14 protein-coding genes are annotated in these 17,547 nt (G+C 52.7%); 7 read left to right on the top strand and 7 right to left on the bottom strand.

Annotation, left to right across the window (positions count from 1 at the left end; genetic code table 11):
- Positions 1 to 40: 40 nt before the first annotated feature.
- From AC5DDB_RS01935 to AC5DDB_RS01950, 4 genes are all read left to right on the top strand, one after another.
- Positions 41 to 1,138, top strand: coding sequence for a hypothetical protein (locus AC5DDB_RS01935; protein WP_491737977.1), 1,098 nt, complete (start codon positions 41 to 43; stop codon positions 1,136 to 1,138).
- A gap of 29 nt (positions 1,139 to 1,167) precedes the next feature.
- On the top strand, positions 1,168 to 1,560 hold the full coding sequence (locus tag AC5DDB_RS01940; RefSeq protein WP_491737978.1) for a four helix bundle protein: 393 nt from the start codon (positions 1,168 to 1,170) through the stop codon (positions 1,558 to 1,560).
- Between the two features lie 48 nt (positions 1,561 to 1,608).
- The gene (locus AC5DDB_RS01945; RefSeq protein WP_491737979.1) at positions 1,609 to 3,045 is read left to right on the top strand and encodes an aldehyde dehydrogenase family protein; all 1,437 of its coding nucleotides are present in this window, start codon (positions 1,609 to 1,611) and stop codon (positions 3,043 to 3,045) included.
- 150 nt (positions 3,046 to 3,195) lie between these two features.
- Positions 3,196 to 4,947 (top strand): sensor histidine kinase, encoded by a 1,752-nt coding sequence (locus AC5DDB_RS01950; protein WP_491737980.1) that lies wholly within the window; start codon positions 3,196 to 3,198, stop codon positions 4,945 to 4,947.
- A 9-nt stretch (positions 4,948 to 4,956) separates the two neighbouring features.
- On the opposite strand, the gene AC5DDB_RS01955 is transcribed toward AC5DDB_RS01950, so the two are convergent.
- The 3 genes from AC5DDB_RS01955 to AC5DDB_RS01965 form a co-directional block, all read right to left on the bottom strand.
- The gene (locus AC5DDB_RS01955) at positions 4,957 to 5,589 is read right to left on the bottom strand and encodes a nucleotidyl transferase family protein (RefSeq protein ID WP_491737981.1); all 633 of its coding nucleotides are present in this window, start codon (positions 5,587 to 5,589) and stop codon (positions 4,957 to 4,959) included.
- Positions 5,590 to 5,738: 149 nt separating this feature from the next.
- The gene (locus AC5DDB_RS01960) at positions 5,739 to 6,137 is read right to left on the bottom strand and encodes an SxtJ family membrane protein (protein ID WP_491737982.1); all 399 of its coding nucleotides are present in this window, start codon (positions 6,135 to 6,137) and stop codon (positions 5,739 to 5,741) included.
- Entirely contained in the window at positions 6,137 to 7,867 is a 1,731-nt protein-coding gene (locus tag AC5DDB_RS01965; protein ID WP_491737983.1) for a carbamoyltransferase family protein, read from the bottom strand. The genes AC5DDB_RS01960 and AC5DDB_RS01965 overlap by 1 nt, the downstream gene beginning before the upstream one ends.
- Before the next feature lie 262 nt (positions 7,868 to 8,129).
- Here AC5DDB_RS01965 and AC5DDB_RS01970 point away from each other — a divergent pair, with 262 nt between their 5' ends.
- Together AC5DDB_RS01970 and nadD are read left to right on the top strand one after the other, a co-directional pair.
- Positions 8,130 to 9,695 carry a S10 family peptidase gene (locus AC5DDB_RS01970; RefSeq protein ID WP_491737984.1) on the top strand — a complete coding sequence of 522 codons (1,566 nt, stop codon included), beginning with the start codon at positions 8,130 to 8,132 and terminating at the stop codon, positions 9,693 to 9,695.
- An 81-nt stretch (positions 9,696 to 9,776) separates the two neighbouring features.
- Positions 9,777 to 10,376 carry a nicotinate-nucleotide adenylyltransferase gene (nadD, locus tag AC5DDB_RS01975; protein ID WP_491737985.1) on the top strand — a complete coding sequence of 200 codons (600 nt, stop codon included), beginning with the start codon at positions 9,777 to 9,779 and terminating at the stop codon, positions 10,374 to 10,376.
- 13 nt (positions 10,377 to 10,389) lie between these two features.
- On the opposite strand, the gene AC5DDB_RS01980 is transcribed toward nadD, so the two are convergent.
- From AC5DDB_RS01980 to trpD, 3 genes are all read right to left on the bottom strand, one after another.
- On the bottom strand, positions 10,390 to 11,859 hold the full coding sequence (locus tag AC5DDB_RS01980; RefSeq protein WP_491737986.1) for a sulfatase family protein: 1,470 nt from the start codon (positions 11,857 to 11,859) through the stop codon (positions 10,390 to 10,392).
- Between the two features lie 60 nt (positions 11,860 to 11,919).
- Positions 11,920 to 13,398 carry an SGNH/GDSL hydrolase family protein gene (locus AC5DDB_RS01985; protein ID WP_491737987.1) on the bottom strand — a complete coding sequence of 493 codons (1,479 nt, stop codon included), beginning with the start codon at positions 13,396 to 13,398 and terminating at the stop codon, positions 11,920 to 11,922.
- A gap of 102 nt (positions 13,399 to 13,500) precedes the next feature.
- Positions 13,501 to 14,529: an anthranilate phosphoribosyltransferase gene (gene trpD / locus AC5DDB_RS01990; protein WP_491737988.1), complete on the bottom strand. Its 1,029-nt coding sequence runs from the start codon at positions 14,527 to 14,529 to the stop codon at positions 13,501 to 13,503.
- Positions 14,530 to 14,731: 202 nt separating this feature from the next.
- Here trpD and AC5DDB_RS01995 point away from each other — a divergent pair, with 202 nt between their 5' ends.
- A complete protein-coding gene (locus AC5DDB_RS01995; RefSeq protein WP_491737989.1) occupies positions 14,732 to 16,162 on the top strand; it encodes a sigma 54-interacting transcriptional regulator in 1,431 nt (476 codons plus the stop codon).
- Between the two features lie 8 nt (positions 16,163 to 16,170).
- Here AC5DDB_RS01995 and AC5DDB_RS02000 read toward each other — a convergent pair whose 3' ends face one another.
- Positions 16,171 to 17,166, bottom strand: coding sequence for a PDZ domain-containing protein (locus AC5DDB_RS02000; protein WP_491737990.1), 996 nt, complete (start codon positions 17,164 to 17,166; stop codon positions 16,171 to 16,173).
- Between the last annotated feature and the right edge of the window lie 381 nt (positions 17,167 to 17,547).

Below are 17,547 nucleotides of genomic sequence, written 5' to 3' on the forward strand. Positions count from 1 at the left end.
CTTCCTCGCCTCAAACGACTTTGCCTGCCTGGAGCCGACCGTGTCTGACACTCTTGACCAAAAAGTTGCCGCCGCTCGTGAGCAGCTCGATGCTCATACCGTAGATATCGTTCACAAACATTTTCACCCGGAAAACGGGGCTCCGTTCTGGTTGGAAAAGGCGAAGACGTACGACTTCGATCCTATGACCGATGTCAACTGCTTCGATGACCTCAAGAAATTTCCGCTCTTCGAAGACGATTGGCTTCGCGGCGGACCGGTCGATCGTTTCTTGCCGAAGAGCTTGCATAACGAACCACGTTATGTCTTCGAGACCGGTGGCACGACAGGGATTCCGAAAAGTCGCTGCGTCGTGCGGGATCACTTCATCGACTATGAAGTGTTCAGCCACACGCTTCCGGATGAATACTTCCCGAAAGGTTCGAACTGGTTGATGTTGGGTCCGTCAGGTCCGCGACGGTTACGGTTGGCGGTCGAACACCTTGCTCAATATCGTGGCGGAATTTGTTTCTGCGTCGACTTGGATCCACGTTACGTCGTCAAACTGCTAAAGAAGGGCAAAGTTGACGAAGCCAAAGCCTATCAAGAGCACGTTATCGATCAGGCGATTACCGTGCTTTCCGCTGGGCACGACATCAAGTGTATGTTCACAACGCCGAAGCTACTCGAATCGCTCGCCATGCGACTCTTCGATAACGATTCCAGTATCGCGGACGAGGGCATCACCGGGATCTTCGGCGGCGGTACCGAGTTCAAGCCCGACTGGTACAAGTTCTGTATGGAGGAGTTGCTAGGGCCGGATGTTTACATCACTCCAACCTACGGCAACACGCTGATGGGTCTTGCCTGTGGCAAACCGTTCGATCCTGCTGACAATTACAAAATCACCTACTACGCTCCGCAACCACGAGCTGTAGTCGAAGTGGTTGATTTCGATGACTACAACCAAGTCGTCGATGTCGGCGGTACAGGTCGCGCAAAACTCTACACCCTGACCGACGAACTCTTCATCCCCGGCTTCATGGAACGCGACGAAGGCGAACGCGAAGCCCCCTGCAAGAAATTCCCCTGGGAAGGCATCAGCGGCACCCGCCCATTCCACGTCTTCGCGAAAACGACAACAGTCGGGGTGTATTAGGGACTAGGGTTTGGGGGTGAGGAAGAATTATGGCATCCACCCACTCCAACGAAAACATTAGGAATCACAGAGATTTGCGTGTTTGGCAAGTCTCTGTTGAGTTGGTCGTGTTGTGCTATCGCCTCACAGGTTCTTTTCCTAAATCCGAAAACTACGGTTTGTCCTCGCAACTACAACGCGCGGCTGTCTCCATTCCCGCCAACATCGCAGAAGGTCATGGTCGCCACACCACCAAAGCATATCTTAGTTTTATTTCCATCGCGGCCGGGTCGCTCAGCGAACTCGATACGCACTTGGAACTCGCAGTTCGTCTCAACTATACAACAACGGACGCGATCGACGAAATTCGAAAACGTACTGACGAAGTTGGACGAATGTTGACTCGTCTTCGATGCGCCTTGGAGCATCGACTTTCATCCTAATCCCGAAACCCCAACCCCGAATCCCGAAATCCTAACCCCTAAAAAATCATGCTAGAAATTCCTGTTATCCGTTGGGGTCAACCGCACGAGTCGACCGAGAAAGCACCTGTTGTTCATTTTGAGACGGGCGAAGAACTGGCCCGGATGAATCAGGCCGTTGGCGGTCAGATCAAGATGGATAATCGTAAGGCGAAGAAGGCTCGCGAAGTCTTGCGACAATTCTCGATCGAGGAGTTGTGCAAACTCTGTGAGAAGGCCGCCGAACTCTATATGGAAGCCACCTTGCCACTTGGCAATGGCACGCAAACGCCCCAAGAGTTCTGTCGAATTCAGTCCGCGACAACCGGGTTGCCCGAGCACATGTGTGCGTTCAACATGCGGAAGAACGCGTTCGTCCTCGGTAAAATGAAGGAAGTTTTGGAAGCCCTCACGCGTGGTTTGCCGTTAGATATTCTCACCCGCGGTTATGGTGAAGAAGGCCGTGGCGTCACGGTGAGTTATCAAGCGACCGCACCGGTCTTGGGTGCCGTTCTTCCGAACAATTCACCCGGTGTGCATACCCTTTGGTTACCTGTGATTCCGCTGCAAATGGGGTTGGTCCTTAAACCCGGTTCACAGGAACCGTGGACTCCATACCGTATGTTCGCCGCCATGACTGAAGCCGGCATTCCCGCCGAAGTTTGGGGACTCTACCCGGGTGCCCGCGACTGCGGACAAGCCGTCATGGAATGTTGCGACCGCTCCATGATCTTTGGGAGTGCTCAGACCGTCGAACAATATCACGGCGACCCACGTGTGCAGGCGCACGGACCGGGGTTCTCAAAGATTCTGATCGGCGAAGATTCGGTCGATCAATGGGAAGACTTCATCGACGTCCTGGCCGACAGTGTCTTCGCCAACTCTGGGCGAAGTTGTATCAACGCATCCGGCATCTGGACGCCTCGTCACGGTCGTGAAATTGCCGAGGCATTGGCCGAACGGCTTGGCCCCATCGCTCCCAAACCGATGACTGATCCTGAATCTCTATTGGCTGCCTTCACGACCAAAGGCGTCGCCGAGGCGATGCACAATCAGATTGAAGAAAAACTCGCCGAACCAGGCGTCACGGAAGTCACTGCAAAGTACCGCGATGGTAGTCGACTTGTTGAAAACGAGCGATACGACTTCCTACGACCGACCATCGTGCATTGTGAAAGCCCCGATGCATTTTTGGCGAACACGGAATACATGTTCCCATTTGCTTCGGTCGTGGAATGTCCGCAGAAAGACATGATCAAGAAGATCAAAACCACGTTGATCTGCACTGCTATCACCGACGACGAAAAGTGGAAGCAGGAATTGCTCGACGCTACGAACATTGATCGCCTGAACCTGGGTCGCATCAAGACAATGCAGATTAACTGGATGCAACCGCACGAAGGGAACCTGACCGAATTCCTCTTCCGCAACCGAGCCGTCCAGACCAGCCCGCCGCCAGCTCATTGATCCTGACGGTCAGGCTGTGGCTGACGCAAGTCGTGTCCGTTTGTGGAATTCGTCACGCTCATCCTGACCGACAATTTTGTGGTTGGTGATGCCGCAGAAAATTCCAATCTTCTCTAGACAAATTCGCGGCTGACATGGTCTAGTACGGGCATGTCGTACCGGACCATCAAACGACTTCTTGGCGAGACCAGCCTCGAACGGAAGTGCCGCTTCCTGTTCGGGGGTGGTTTGATGCTGCTCATTACGGGCAGTTTCTACGTGTACGCGCGTCTGAACGCCAATCTCATCTACGAGCAGAACCAATTTACGGGGCGAATGCTGATCACCCCGATGATTCTGGAAACCCACTGGAAGCATTTCGAGCAAAGCGACGAAATCAAACCGCTGATCGACGAATTGGCGACATCGCTGAAACCCGAAGACCTTCGTGGGTACACGTGGAACTTTTACTTCACCCGACGCAAGCCGGATGAGTCCACGAAAGCCACGGATCGCGCCGAAAACTTCCGAACTCCGGGAAGTTCTGCCGGCTACGATGCCTGGGGTTTGATCAATCGCGGCGAAAGTGAAGTTATCGACATCGACCGCGATGCCGGTAAGTACACGTACTATCGTGAGGTGCGTGCGGAACAATCTTGCGTGACCTGTCACCGCGAATGGGAACCGAAGCTGCAACGCGGCGATTTGATGGGCATGGCGGAAGTCATGTTCCCGCTCAACAGCACCGAGGAAGCACTCGCTTGGAACAATGCAGTTCTGCTGGCAACAGCCATCGTGACGGCGTTTCTGGCGATGCTCGCGGCCTATGTGATTGTAAGATACGTCATCGTCAAACCGGTGTTGCACTTGAAAGATGTGAGCGATGAGATCGCCCGGGGCACACTCGATTTGCGAGCCGACATTCGGACCGGCGACGAATTCGAAGAACTGAGTCACGCGTTCAACCGAATGTTACGCCACCTCACCACCGTGCAGGACGAGCTTCGCGACGCCAACGACAACCTCGGTCAAAAAGCCGACGAACTCGCCCAGGCGAACCTCTCGCTTTACGAAACCAACAAACTCAAAGACGAGTTCCTGGCTACGATGAGTCACGAACTCCGTACGCCACTTAACAGTATTCTTGGCTTTTCCGATGTGCTCGCCGGTGCCAAGAACCTCACCGAAAAGCAGGACCGTTTTGTCGGAAACATTCAGAAGTCCGGTCGCGAATTGATGGCATTGATCAACGATTTACTTGATCTCGCCAAAATCGAAAGCGGAAAGATGGATGTTCAACCCTCCGAATTTATCGTTGGAGATGTCATCGAACGCCAAGTTGCGGCGTTGGCCGTCGTGGCTGAGAAAAAGAATATCGCGCTTACGACGGAAATCGCGAACGACCTACCCAAGATTTGGCAAGACTCCGGCAAACTTCAGCAGATCCTCAATAACCTGATGTCGAATGCCATCAAGTTTACCCCCGAGGGTGGTCGTGTACGTGTCACGGCGCGGCTAGCGGACGATGTAGAAGTGCTCGAAGAATCGGCACCGAGTTTCGAAGTGATCGTCGAAGACACCGGCGTCGGGATTCCTCTTGAAGACCAGGAAACGATCTTCGAAAAATTCCGACAAGGACGATCCGCCCCCGGTCAACGTGACACCATGACCCGCGAGTACGGCGGAACCGGGCTTGGGTTGTCGATTGTGATGGAACTCACCAAATTGCTCGGCGGTGAAGTCTCTTTGGAAAGTGAATTCGGCAAAGGATCGGCATTTACGGTCAAATTGCCGATTCGGTACAAATCCGAAAAGTCTCTCGATACTCATGACCCGCTGCAAGACAGTGGCCTCAACCTCAACCGCCGAGTGCCAAAACCATCAGCGGAAAGAAAACCGAAGGCCGAAGAAGACGCAGCCTAGCACACGTCGTCAATCATCGTCCGACAGGCCAAGATCACGGTCTCGCAATTCCGTCGAAGAAATATCCACGCGAAATTCTGATTCCCTAATTTCGCGAAAGATATCACAAAATTGCTCAGGAACTCGTAGCGTCGTCAGCGTTCCAAATCCTTCGTCATGACGCCGTCCTGCAACAAGAAACGAACAGCCAGACCGACGAAAGTGCTCCAACGCCGTCGACATTCGAGCGAAAGAGTCTCCATAGAAACGCGGTTGCAAGATCCGCTTCGCCGTGTCGAATCCGACGACAAACACGGTATTCGGTAAATCATCCGCCTTGCTCGGAAAGGTGCCCGCGTTTGTCAGCAGCACAGAGTGCGATACAAATTGGCGACACCGCATCCGCACGGTGGTGGGGTCCAAAGGCGGCTTGTCTGCATTGGTGACGGTCAATTCAAACCAGACGTCACCGCCTAATATCTGCTCTGCGACCTCGCGAAGTCGCAGATGGCCTTCATGGAGCGGATTAAACGAACCACACAAGATCCCCGCGGGGCGACTCGTCAATTCATGTTGGAACACACCGCTGCTCTGACGAATCAACCACCGCCGTCGCCCGGCACAGAGTTCGCTAAGTAATAATTGTTCGCTAGATTCCGTCATTGCACTTTAAAATCATTAGAACTCGAATTTCGTAGAACGAATATTTAACAATGAGTAGTTCACAATCGATCGTACCGGCTTCTCTCTCGTGATCAGCGGAAAACCAACACATTTTCACGTCCTCGCTAATCTAGAAACCCGTGAAACGGTCAATATTGGCGAAACGACCGACTCGGGTCATCCTCTCGACGAATTGATTCCCAATACGAGTCCAACGTCTTCGATTCGCGGATGCTCAGCGGGTCGGCTCCGACAAGTCGACGCAACACGCCAATGGGAGTGATCACCAGGAAGTAAATCACGGCCATCGCAAGATGCGATACCAACCACCCGATCGGCAAGACGATGAACATCCACGCCCGATAGATCCCCCGAATCATGGCCGGACAGACAAGCCCAAGCAATCCAGACACTATCAGTAGCCACATCACCAACTGTCGTCCGGGATCGGGAAGCCAAGATGGGCTGACAAACCCAAGAATCCCCGCAAGAATCAAGAGTCCACCGGCGAAGACACGCAGTTCGATTTTTGTCGGTGACGGGTTCATCAGCAAGACGACTCCGTACGAGTTGGCTTTGTGATCAGGAATCGATCGATCGCGAGAACATCCACCGCGGTTTCTTGGAAACAACGAATGGCATCGCTTGGTGTGCATACGATCGGCTCGCCACGCACGTTGAAACTCGTATTGACCAAAACGGACAAACCCGTGCGTTCGTGATAGGCACGCAGCAACTTTGCCAGTTCGGGATTGGCGGATTCATCGACCGTCTGCAAGCGAGCGGAACCATCGACATGTGTAGTCGCCGGGAATCGGTCCCCGCGCGTAGGAACGACGACAAGCATATAAGGATACTTGGTATTCTCTTGAATCTCGAAATGCTTTTCCGCGAGACTCTCCAAAGTGACCGGTGCAAAGGGGCGAAAGTTCTCCCGACGTTTGACGCACTCGTTGAGTTTCCTTTGCATATCGGGATGATCTGCAGCGGCCAACAAACTCCGATTTCCCAAAGCCCGTGGCCCAAACTCCATTCGCCCTTGGAACCAGCCGACGACACGCTGCTGCGACAGCAACTCTGCAACTCGATCACAAAGTTGGTCAAAGGAATCGAACTCCTGATAGACAAGCCCCGAGTCATCAAGAGCCCGCCGGACTTCCGACCGAGAGAATTTCGGCCCCAATAGTGAACCAGCCTGACGATCGTTTCCCTGGGGTACTCGCGGATGATTGAGCAGTTGATGCCACACCCAGTACGCAGCCCCAAGAGCTCCACCTGCATCCCCGGCAGCGGGTTGAATCCAAAGATTTTCGAATGGTCCCTCGCGTGAGATTCGCCCGTTCGCAACGGCATTCAATGCGACACCGCCCGCCAGACAGAGAGACTTCAGGCCGGTTTCCGCGTGAAGCGTATGTGCCATCCGAAGCACCACATCTTCCAGCACCAACTGAATCGAAGCAGCAATATCCCTGAACCGTTCGCTCAACTCGGATTCGGGCCGTCTTGGTGGACCTCCGAACAATCGGTGAAACTTTCGAGACGTCATTCGCAGTCCATGCGTGAACTGGAAGTACGACAAATCCAGTCGAAAGGAACCATCGTCTTTCACGTCGATGATGTGGGTTCGAATGCGGTCTGCGTAAATAGGTTTTCCGAAAGGTGCTAACCCCATCAACTTGTACTCGCCGGAATTCACACGAAATCCACAGTACGATGTAAACGCGGAATACAATAAGCCCAACGAATGGGGAAATCGTAAACACTGTCGGAGTTCGATCCGATTGGCACGACCGATACCCCACGTCGCGGTTTCCCACTCACCCACACCATCGATCGTGAGTATCGCTGCCTCATCAAAGGGTGACGGGAAGAACGCACTGGCAGCATGGGATTCATGATGTCGAGCAAAAACCAACGAATTCCGCGCGGAGCGGGCAACGAGTCGGGACAATCTTCGTCGAACCCAAAGTTTCTGTTTGAGCCAACTGGGCATTGCTCGAGCGAACGATACAAATCCACGGGGTGCCACTGCCAGGTAAGTTTCCAAGATCCGATCGAACCGCAACCACGGTTTTTCGTAATAGCAGACCCAATCCAGTTCCCCCTTTGAAACACCGGCTTGTGAGAGACAGTACTCAATCGCCTGGGTCGGGAACGAGGCATCGTGCTTGACTCTGGTAAATCGTTCCTCCTGGGCCGCCGCCACGAGTTCGCCATCAACAATCAAAGCGGCGGCCGAGTCGTGATAGAATGCGGAGATACCCAGGATTGCGACCATTCGAACTCGACATTCCAATAAACCGAATAATATCGTCACGTCCAAACGAACCGTCGGTCACAACACCAGCGAGTTTCCACGCCTTCTGATCCCCGACACAAGTGTCACCCGGAAACGACACGGCGTCACTCAAACTTTCGAGTTTGCCTGTTCGTCAGCCCGCACGGTTGTTAATTTGGGCAAGATACCACAATCAAAGCATGCACCGTTACCTCCGACTGTCATCCGCAGTGACACTTGAACGTTTGGATGTCCTGGAACTATGAAAAAGTTGAGTCACACTTTGAAGTCGACCGCCGTCTTGCTCATTCTAACATCGATCGTTGGTCCCCCCGCCTTTGCGCAAGAGGATCAAAGTACGAAAGACAAGCCAGCGGTTCAACTGGCCCAGCAAATTGAGACGGTGGATGACAAGGAAAATGTCGAGCAAGACCCCACCCGTCAAGTAACCGAACACACCGCCGAAATCGGTGGCCAGTCGATTGCCTACCAAGCGACCGCAGGAACACTTCCGCTTCTGAAGGACGATGGCAAGACGAAAGCCAATGTCTTTTTCATCTCTTACGTCGTCCCCCAACCGAAAGATCGCCCCGCACGGCCGATCACCTTCTGTTTCAATGGCGGGCCGGGTTCGTCCTCCGTTTGGCTGCATTTGGGGATGCTGGGGCCGAAGCGTGTGGAACTTGATGACGAAGCAAAGCCGGAACCAGTTCCTGGCAAACTGGTTGAGAATCCACACTCCTTATTGGATGTCACCGATCTCGTCTTTATTGACCCAGTCAGCACCGGTTACAGTCGGCCGGAGGATGGTGAAAACAAATCGCAGTTCCACGGATACAATGAAGACATCGATTCCGTGGGCCAGTTCATTCATCACTACACCACAAAGTATAATCGCTGGCAGTCGCCGAAGTACCTTTGCGGCGAAAGTTATGGGACGTTACGTGCCGCCGGCCTCGCCGACAAACTGCGTGATCGATATTACTTGGAACTCAATGGGATCGTACTAATCTCTTCAGTGCTCGATTTTCAAACGATTCGATTCACCGAAAACAACGATCTTCCCTATATCACATTTCTACCAAGTTATGCAGCGACCGCTTGGTATCACAAGCAACTGCCCGAACGCTATCAAGACTTGCCATTGTCCAAGTTCTTGAAGGAAGTCGAAGAGTTCACTGCTGGCGACTATGCAACAGCACTTCTCTTGGGTGATAGTCTCGCGAACGCCAAAAAACGAGAAATCGCTGAGAGAGTTGCAGACTACACCGGACTTTCCCGACGCTACGTTCTGCAATCGAACTTACGCATTCGCATGTCAAGATTCGCTAAAGAACTGATGCGTCGACAAGACACGACGGTCGGCCGACTCGACAGTCGCTATACCGGTGCAGATGAAGACTCAGCTGGCGACTCCTATAGTTACGACCCAAGTAGTGCCGCCATGTCCGGAGCATACACTTCGGCGATGTATCACTATCTCCGAAATGAACTGAACGTGACCAAGTCCGAACCTTATGAGATCCTCAGCAGCAAGGTTCACCCTTGGAGTTATAAACCATTCGAAAACCGCTATGTCAATTCGACAGAAGCGCTTCGTTCGGCGATGACCGAGAACCCGTTCCTCAAAGTCTTCGTTGCGAGTGGCTACTATGATCTTGCGACGCCGTACTATGGCACGATCTACACGTTCCGCCACCTCATGCTGCGAAAACCGCAGCAAGAGAATATCACCATGAAATACTACCCGGCTGGCCACATGATGTACGTCAACGAAGGCAGCCTGAAGAAGCTAAAATCGGATCTCGTGAAGTTCTATCGGCCATAACTGCTAACCCGTTAGTCACTCGACACCCACACGAAAGATTTTCCGACGTATCAATAACCGGTCGAAAAAGGACGTTGACCCATGAGGATTGGACTTTACGGTGGTACGTTTGATCCAATCCACATGGGGCATCTCGTGCTGGCAGAGCAGTGCCGCGAGCAATTGGAACTTGACGAAGTCTGGTTTATTCTCGCGGGTGATCCTCCCCATAAGTTAGGTCAGCAAGTCACGGAATCAACACACCGCGACGCGATGCTGAGATTAGCAATTGCCGGCCATAACGATTTTCGTATCGACCGACGTGAGTTGAAACGCATAGGTCCTAGTTATTCAGTCGATACTCTGCAACAGATCTCGGATGAATGTCCCGACGATCAACTGTACTTCCTCATCGGCTCGGACTCTCTCCGTGACTTTCCGACGTGGTATCGCCCGGATCGAATTGCAGAGTTAGCGACGATCGTGGCTGTCAATCGGGGAGACGATATCGTCGTCGATATTGAAAGCATTGTCGGTCCGACAATTGCTCAATCAGTCCGTGATGTTGTTATTCCTGGAATTGAACTCTCTTCTTCCAACATTCGCGAACGTGTCTCAAACGGACAAAGTATCCGCTATCTCGTCCCGAGAAGCGTAGAAGTCTACATCAAGACTCAGCAACTGTACTCAGTCACAAACTAAAACTCAGACGACATCACTCGTATTCCCACTTTGAACGCCAGGGATCACGAGTGCGTTCTTGGAAGTCTTGTAGTTTCTGTTGCAATCGTTGTAGCGTCGCCTGATGCTCGGGGTCGGTCGCGAGATTATTTGTCTCGGACGGATCAGTCTTTAAGTCATAAAGTTCGTGTCGTTGCCGATTGATATAATTATAGACCGACCGCTTGCCATAATTCTCAGCATTCGTCTCTAGCACTTCCTGCCAAGTGGGGCACCTTTGAAGATCCGAGGCGAACGGATAGGGTAGGGGGCTGGCAATATTGAAAATGTACTTATAGTCCTCATGGATGATCATTCGCATCGGATAATACATTGTAATTTCATGGAACGTATGCGAGGCATAGTTTTCATTCCATCCACTGGGATTTTCGTCACCCAACACGCTTAGAAATGAGCGACCGTGAAACTCATACGGGCGTTTCGGGCCATTTTCGATCCGCTCGCCGGTGTTCTCGCGTGGTCGGACAAGTGGTGCTTGGAATTCTCCAATCCCACAAAAATCAGCGATTGTCGGTGCAATATCAGTCCACATCACAAGTGCGTTGTTTTTTACACCTTTCTGTTCAAGTTTCGGATGCCGAACAATCAACGGCAAGTTGGAACCGGGCTCATAGAGATTCGTCTTCGCAGCCGGCCAAGGTGGGCCGTTGTCTGACAGAAAGATAACGAGCGTATCATCAGCGTGCCCGAGTTCTTCCAAGGCGTCGAACAAAACTCCTAGTCCTTGATCCATCCGACAAATCGACTGATAGTACTCGGCTAATTCCTTCCGTGCGACGAGAGTATCGTTCATCCATTCAGGCACGACGACTTCTTCAGGAAGGTATTTGACCGGCTTCACTCCCGGGTAATAGTTCGGATCTTCGTTGTGGTTCGAGAACCCATCAGGACCGCCGCCACGATGCGGATCACTCGTGCAGAAGTAGAGAAAGAACGGCCGATCGTCGTCTTCCGCAATCCACTCCTTCGCATTCAACGCCATGCGGACGGAATTGCGATTCCCTTGCACGCCTTGATTACGATAGTCCTCGAAGTGATACACATACTCCGGCGCTAAATGATACTTGCCAATTGAGCAGGTCCGATAACCATTCCCCGAGAGCAACACCGGCAACGAGACGACCGACTCATAAGTACTAAAGTGGTTGGCCCCGTGTGCGTGTCCATAGTGACCGATGGAATGGTTTTGCATTCCCGTCATCAAAACACTTCGAGAGGCACTACAACTTGCGGTCGTGCAATGTGCTCGGGGAAACCAAACGCTCTCTTTGGCTAACCGGTCTAGATTCGGAGTACGAATCACCGGGTTCCCAAAACATCCTGCCTGAAACCCCAAGTCATCCGCGACAATAAGTACCACATTGAGACGTTCGTCAGCGGCCATCACCATCTGGCCATAGACAATCAAACTCAATGTCATCACTAGAATTCGAAAACTCGGCATACTGACTCCTCGAGCGAGTAGGTTTCAAATGAGAAACTAAGAAAAGTGTTGTGGTTACAGCTAGCGTATCCGATCAGGAAAACGGTTTTCGACTGGCGGGCCGTCCGCGCGTCCTTCGGTCCAGGCTTGTAGAGCCTCGAGTGTGCGTTGGCCACGGAGATAGTAGAAGTCGTCTAGCAAATCCATGTGAGTGAGAAATCTTCGGTCACAGTGTTCCTGCCACTCCGCTTCCAATTGACACCAGCGGTATTCGAACATCAACTCCATGAGCCGCTTTGCAATATCTTGATGACCTTCGAAATCAGGATGAACATGATCAACAAGCGAACGGCCATCGTGCATTAAGACGCTCACATCTAAGATTGGCACGTTATACTCATCTGCGATTTCCCGTAACTGTTCTTCCATGCGACTTAGTATTCTCAGAGGACAGATATCTTCGTCTCGAGCTCTCACAAATGCCTCATGAGCTTGGGAACGAAGTCCAAGCGTTTGAAAACACTGACCTAGTTGATACCAGGTAGCGGCGTGCCGATCATCAATTGCGATCGCTTCTCGAAATAGGGAAACGGCCCCTTGAGGATCGTTCCGCATGAGATCTCGTGCTTGCGTTCGGAGTCGTTGAAATCTCACGTGCTCGTCATCCGAAAGATTGCGTTTACTAGCCGACTTGAAGGGGGGACAGTCATCAAGATTTGAAGGGGGAACTACCAGGGCAATTGCCACCTTGGATTCCTCCGCGATTTGTATAATTTTCCGCACGTTATGTGCGAAGTGCGCAATGACATTCTCATGCCATTCATCGTCACGATGATAGGCTGCGAGTCCATCGTTGTAGTCTAGGATCGGATCAGTTTCGGCGGAAAGTTTTGGTCGCTCGGTTTTCGAGTGGGCAATCTGGCTGACGGCATTGAACAACCAAGAGTGCGAAGCGACCCACAACGACTGCGATAACAGCGACGAAGAGTCTTTGAGATGGTGATAACTCCGATCTTCCAAAAACTCATTGTGCCCGGTGCACAGGATGATGATGTCGGGCTGATACGCGAGCACCTCTTCTAAGATCGGTACGAGCCGGTAACTTGCATACGAAATTCCCCCACAGTTTACGACTTCCCAATCTGCTGACTGATCGGTCGCATTCAGTCCTAGTTCCAAAAACGTGGGGAAGGACGTTGGTGTTGAGTAGGGCCGCCCTTGCACTGTGGAGCCACCGAGACAGAAGATCCGTTTCTCGCGAGGCTGCTTCGCTTTGGGAAACGATTCTGGGGCGAAGAAGTTGTAACGGGATTCTGGAATTTGGTATCGGCCGCCGGATTCACCCAACACAAACAGCGGACGCACCTCTTGGAACCCAGCAAACAGATCGGCTCCGAGATTCGGATCTCCTAAACCGAATAGTCTGCAAGCCACTTCGGCAACCAAGAATAAAAACAATGCCAAACTACATGCAAGAATACGGAACATCCACAATCGCTTTCGCCCCGTCGGTCGGGGCTTTGCGGCTTCCTGTTCGCTTGCGGCTGTCGCCTGACACATCTGGAGAGAACCTTCCGCGATAACCTGCCTTTGTGACCGTCTTGATCATATGCAGCGACAAGTGGCGTCGTCGAACAATTTCCATGCGACTTGCATGGCAATCTATCTCGAAGTCGCTTGAGTAAAGGCAATCAGTTTTTCAAGTGTTTGCTTCGCAGCCCCAGAATCGATCGTTTCAGACGCATGTGCCACACCATCTTGCAGACTAGTCACGGAGCGAGTCGTCAGCAAAGCCGCAGCAGTGTTTGCCACAACGATGTCACGAGACGGCCCCGGTTCCCCATTGAGGATATTTTGAATCCGTGCGGCACTTTCGTCGGGAGAGTGGACACGTAAGTCGGCGACGTCGCAAGTCGGCAGACCGAAGTCATCAGGGGTCCACGTCAATCGGCGGACCGAATCTTGCTCGACTTCGAAGACTGTGGTTTCACCCCAAAGCGAGACTTCATCGAGTTGATCGGCACCACAAACGACCAATGCACGCCGCCGCCCCAAACTCGCTAACGCCCCGGCAAGTAATTCCGCGAAACTAATGCGGCTAGCGCCCAGCAACTGGAATTCCGCACCGGCGGGATTCGTCAATGGCCCTAACAAGTTGAAGATTGTGCGTAGCCCTAACTCTCGGCGGATCGGTCCCGCGTGCTTCATGGCACCGTGAACAAGCGGTGCATAGCAGAATCCGATGCCGACCTCCTGAATACAACTTGCGACCGCTTCAGGTTCCAAATTGACATTCACTCCCAACGCTTCCAGAACATCCGCCGAGCCACTTTTACTCGATGCACTGCGATTGCCATGTTTGGCGACGGGTATACCGGCGGCCGCTGCAACGATTGCCGTTGCGGTACTGATATTAAAAGTGTGGAGGTGGTCTCCACCGGTACCACAGGTGTCCAGTAACCCGGTTTGCGTCGTGGGAATGCGGATCGCTCGCGAATGCATCGCCCGAGCAGCACCGACCACTTCATCTACGGTCTCGCCACGAAACGCGAGCGTGGCCAACAAGGCGGCAAGTTGAGCAGGCTTCGCTTCGCCATCCATGACCTGACCGATCGCCGCTTCAGTTTCGGCGGCTGTCAGGGCTTCTCGGTTCACCACCCGGCGAAGGGCGTCTTCAATGGCGGTTGTCATTCGGTCTCCTCAATTTACGATATCCCCCGCGAGCATCGCCTCTGCGGCTACTAACGTCAACTCCATACGCTATTTAAGTCAGTGGCGGCCGAGGAAGTCCCATGCCGCACGTTGACCAGCGAAAGGTCGCACCTATAATCGCAAAACCGCGCTGGCTTCAATGACAAAGCAAATCTCGCCCCGTTCCCCGCCGAGAGAACCTATGACTGATCGACCGAAAAATCTCCGTGAACTCCGAGACAGTGGCTACCGGAGCGTGCCGGTCAAGCGAGAGATGCGACGAAACCTGCTGGCAAAACTTCGAACGAAGGAGCCGGTATTTCCGGGAATCCTCGGATACGACGAGACCGTGTTTCCACAGATCTATAACGCGATTCTGTCGCAACACGATATGCTCTTTCTTGGCCTGCGAGGGCAGGGCAAAACACGAATGCTGCGTATGCTGACTGCTTTACTCGACGAATGGATTCCCACCGTCGAAGGTTCGGAAATCAATGACGACCCTTTGCAACCGCTATCGAAATATGCTCGTGATCTGGTTGCGGAGAAGGGCGATGAAACGCCGATTGTTTGGGTGCATCGCGAAAATCGCTATCACGAAAAGTTGGCCACGCCGGACGTGACAATCGCCGACTTGGTCGGTGAAGTGGATTTGATCAAACACGCCGAGGGTCGGCATCTCGCTAGTGAAGACGTGATGCACTTCGGTTTGATTCCCCGCAGCCACCGGGGCATTTTCTGCATGAACGAGTTACCCGACTTATCGCCAAAGATTCAGGTGGGGCTGTTCAATGTGCTCGAAGAACGCGATGTGCAGATCCGCGGGTTTTCCGTGCGTCTGCCGTTGGATTTGTGTCTGGTGTTCAGCGCGAACCCCGAAGACTACACCAACCGTGGGCGGATTGTGACTCCGCTGAAGGACCGAATCGGTTCGGTTGTCCGCACGCATTATCCGCTGAGCCGGGAACTCTCGGTGAAAATCACTCAGGAGAATGCTTGGACAGACCGTGAGGAGGAATCTGTTTCCGTTGTGGTTCCGCACTTCATGAAGGAAATCGTCGAAGAGGCCAGTATGCTGGCCCGCACGAGTCCGCATGTGAATCACGCCAGTGGTGTCTCGGTGCGGATGAGTATCGCAAATTACGAGAACATGGTGTCCAACGCGGAACGACGGGCCGTTTTGGCGGGTGAGGAATCTACGGTTGCCCGCCTGAGCGACTTGGCTCATATCGCGGCCGGTTCACGGGGGAAAATGGAATTGACGATGACCGAGGAAGCCGGCGAAGAAGACCGTTTGGCCACTCGACTCGTCGAAGAAGCGACGAAAAACGTGTTCGATGCTCACTTCAAGACCAAGCAGTTTCGGAACGTCGTTGAGTATTTCGAGACCGGAAAAACTCTAGAAGTCGGTGATTCCGTCTCTACCGGGACGTATTTAGAACTCATCGACACGATTCGCGGGTTTAGTCGGCAAGTCGAGGATGCCGCTGCCGAACTGGCACCCGAATTGGAGAAAACGCCGCATGCTCCTGCACTTCGTGCGAGTATCGCAGAGTTCATCCTCGAAGGCTTGCACACGAACAATCGGCTCAACAAGAAACAATCGACGGGGTCGTCGCGATACGGGATGTGAGTCGTCGACTATTTCCAGCCTTCGAGAACAATCTCGAATTCCAAAATTTGGTTTCCTCGAAGGGCGGTGGCGGGGATTTTATCGCCAGGGTCGTGTCGACCGATCAAACGAACCAACTGTTCGAAACTGTCCACGTCTTGTCCGTCGAACTGCAAAATGAGATCGTTTCTTTGTAAGCCGGCTTTCGCAGCGGCTTGGTTGGGGCTGACCGTGTTGATCTCACAGCCACGACCAAGCAAGTCGGTGCCACTCACCCCGAGAAATGCCGGTCCGCGCCAACTGACCTCGACTTGAGGTAACGCCCTTTGAATCTCTGCGACGTCTTCCTCGGAAATCGCGTGCACGTACTTCATTTCTTCGACTTCTTTGCGGATCACGTAAAGTTGCCGAAGCCGATCGAGACGTTTGATGTGCTCCAAGTCCTTCGAAGTGCCTTTCCACTTCTGTAGCGTGAGAATCACGATCTCCGGCGGTTGGTCTTTCGTCACATCTTCATAATTCCAATCTGCCCCTTCGCGATACCGGACGATCCCGCCCAACCGACGGATAGCCGCTAAGGCTCGTTCTTCCCGCACGAGATAGTTCAACGCGAGTATCTCGTTTGCCTCGACTCGGATTGTTGGGCCAGAGGCAAATTGCGTATCCCGATCTGCTAAAGTTTCCAACGCCATCTGCGCTTTCATCGAAGTTTCTAGAACCCCGTGAAGAAAATTGAATTCCAGAATTTGGATGGCACGCGTGGCCACTTCGAGATTGCCCGTCTTCCCCGCCTCGAGCACAGGGCCAATGACCTCGGCTCCGCCCGTGGCCAATTTCTGACTGGCCGATTGACGCACCGCGAACTTTGGCGAGGACAAATCCGCAACGAGTTTGGCGATCTCTGCTTTCGTCAGCTTTGGGTCATCGGCTTTGGCAGCAATCGCCGGTGCGTTTTCTGCACACGCCGGGTTCACCGCAACCATCAGAAGCACGAAGAAAACCAAACTGTCTAAGGCAACTTGCATATTCAAAACCTCAATATGAAAATGTTTTCATTGCTTGACGCTACCCACGACTATTGCATTATGATACAAAACTTCAAAATTGGCGACTAAGTCGCGCAATTTTGCAACGGATGATTTTGCAACAGACAAATGAGGGGTCATTCCCTCTGCGAAGTGAAGTGCGGGCCAAATTGGTATTGTTGGTTTTTGTCCCGATGGACGCAAAACCCTGTTAACCCGACAGGAATTTTGCCTCAGGCAAAGAATTTCACTTGGAAACCCCCTAAACCGCCCATTACGCTGAAACCTCGAGTTGCCATTGTCGACAGTGGCGGTCTCGCTTTCAAGCGGTAATTCAGTCAGTCACCTCTCGACAACGGCTGAGCGGCTGGGAATCTCGAA

Source organism: Thalassoroseus sp. (genome assembly GCF_984380535.1).

Coding starts and splice junctions, on each gene's coding strand:
- AC5DDB_RS01940 (WP_491737978.1), top strand. CDS start 1,168: ATGGCATCCACCCACTCCAACGAAAACATTAGGAATCACAGAGATTTG.
- AC5DDB_RS01945 (WP_491737979.1), top strand. CDS start 1,609: ATGCTAGAAATTCCTGTTATCCGTTGGGGTCAACCGCACGAGTCGACC.
- AC5DDB_RS01950 (WP_491737980.1), top strand. CDS start 3,196: ATGTCGTACCGGACCATCAAACGACTTCTTGGCGAGACCAGCCTCGAA.
- AC5DDB_RS01955 (WP_491737981.1), bottom strand. CDS start 5,589: ATGACGGAATCTAGCGAACAATTATTACTTAGCGAACTCTGTGCCGGG.
- AC5DDB_RS01960 (WP_491737982.1), bottom strand. CDS start 6,137: ATGAACCCGTCACCGACAAAAATCGAACTGCGTGTCTTCGCCGGTGGA.
- AC5DDB_RS01965 (WP_491737983.1), bottom strand. CDS start 7,867: ATGGTCGCAATCCTGGGTATCTCCGCATTCTATCACGACTCGGCCGCC.
- AC5DDB_RS01970 (WP_491737984.1), top strand. CDS start 8,130: ATGAAAAAGTTGAGTCACACTTTGAAGTCGACCGCCGTCTTGCTCATT.
- nadD (WP_491737985.1), top strand. CDS start 9,777: ATGAGGATTGGACTTTACGGTGGTACGTTTGATCCAATCCACATGGGG.
- AC5DDB_RS01980 (WP_491737986.1), bottom strand. CDS start 11,859: ATGCCGAGTTTTCGAATTCTAGTGATGACATTGAGTTTGATTGTCTAT.
- AC5DDB_RS01985 (WP_491737987.1), bottom strand. CDS start 13,398: ATGTGTCAGGCGACAGCCGCAAGCGAACAGGAAGCCGCAAAGCCCCGA.
- trpD (WP_491737988.1), bottom strand. CDS start 14,529: ATGACAACCGCCATTGAAGACGCCCTTCGCCGGGTGGTGAACCGAGAA.
- AC5DDB_RS01995 (WP_491737989.1), top strand. CDS start 14,732: ATGACTGATCGACCGAAAAATCTCCGTGAACTCCGAGACAGTGGCTAC.
- AC5DDB_RS02000 (WP_491737990.1), bottom strand. CDS start 17,166: ATGCAAGTTGCCTTAGACAGTTTGGTTTTCTTCGTGCTTCTGATGGTT.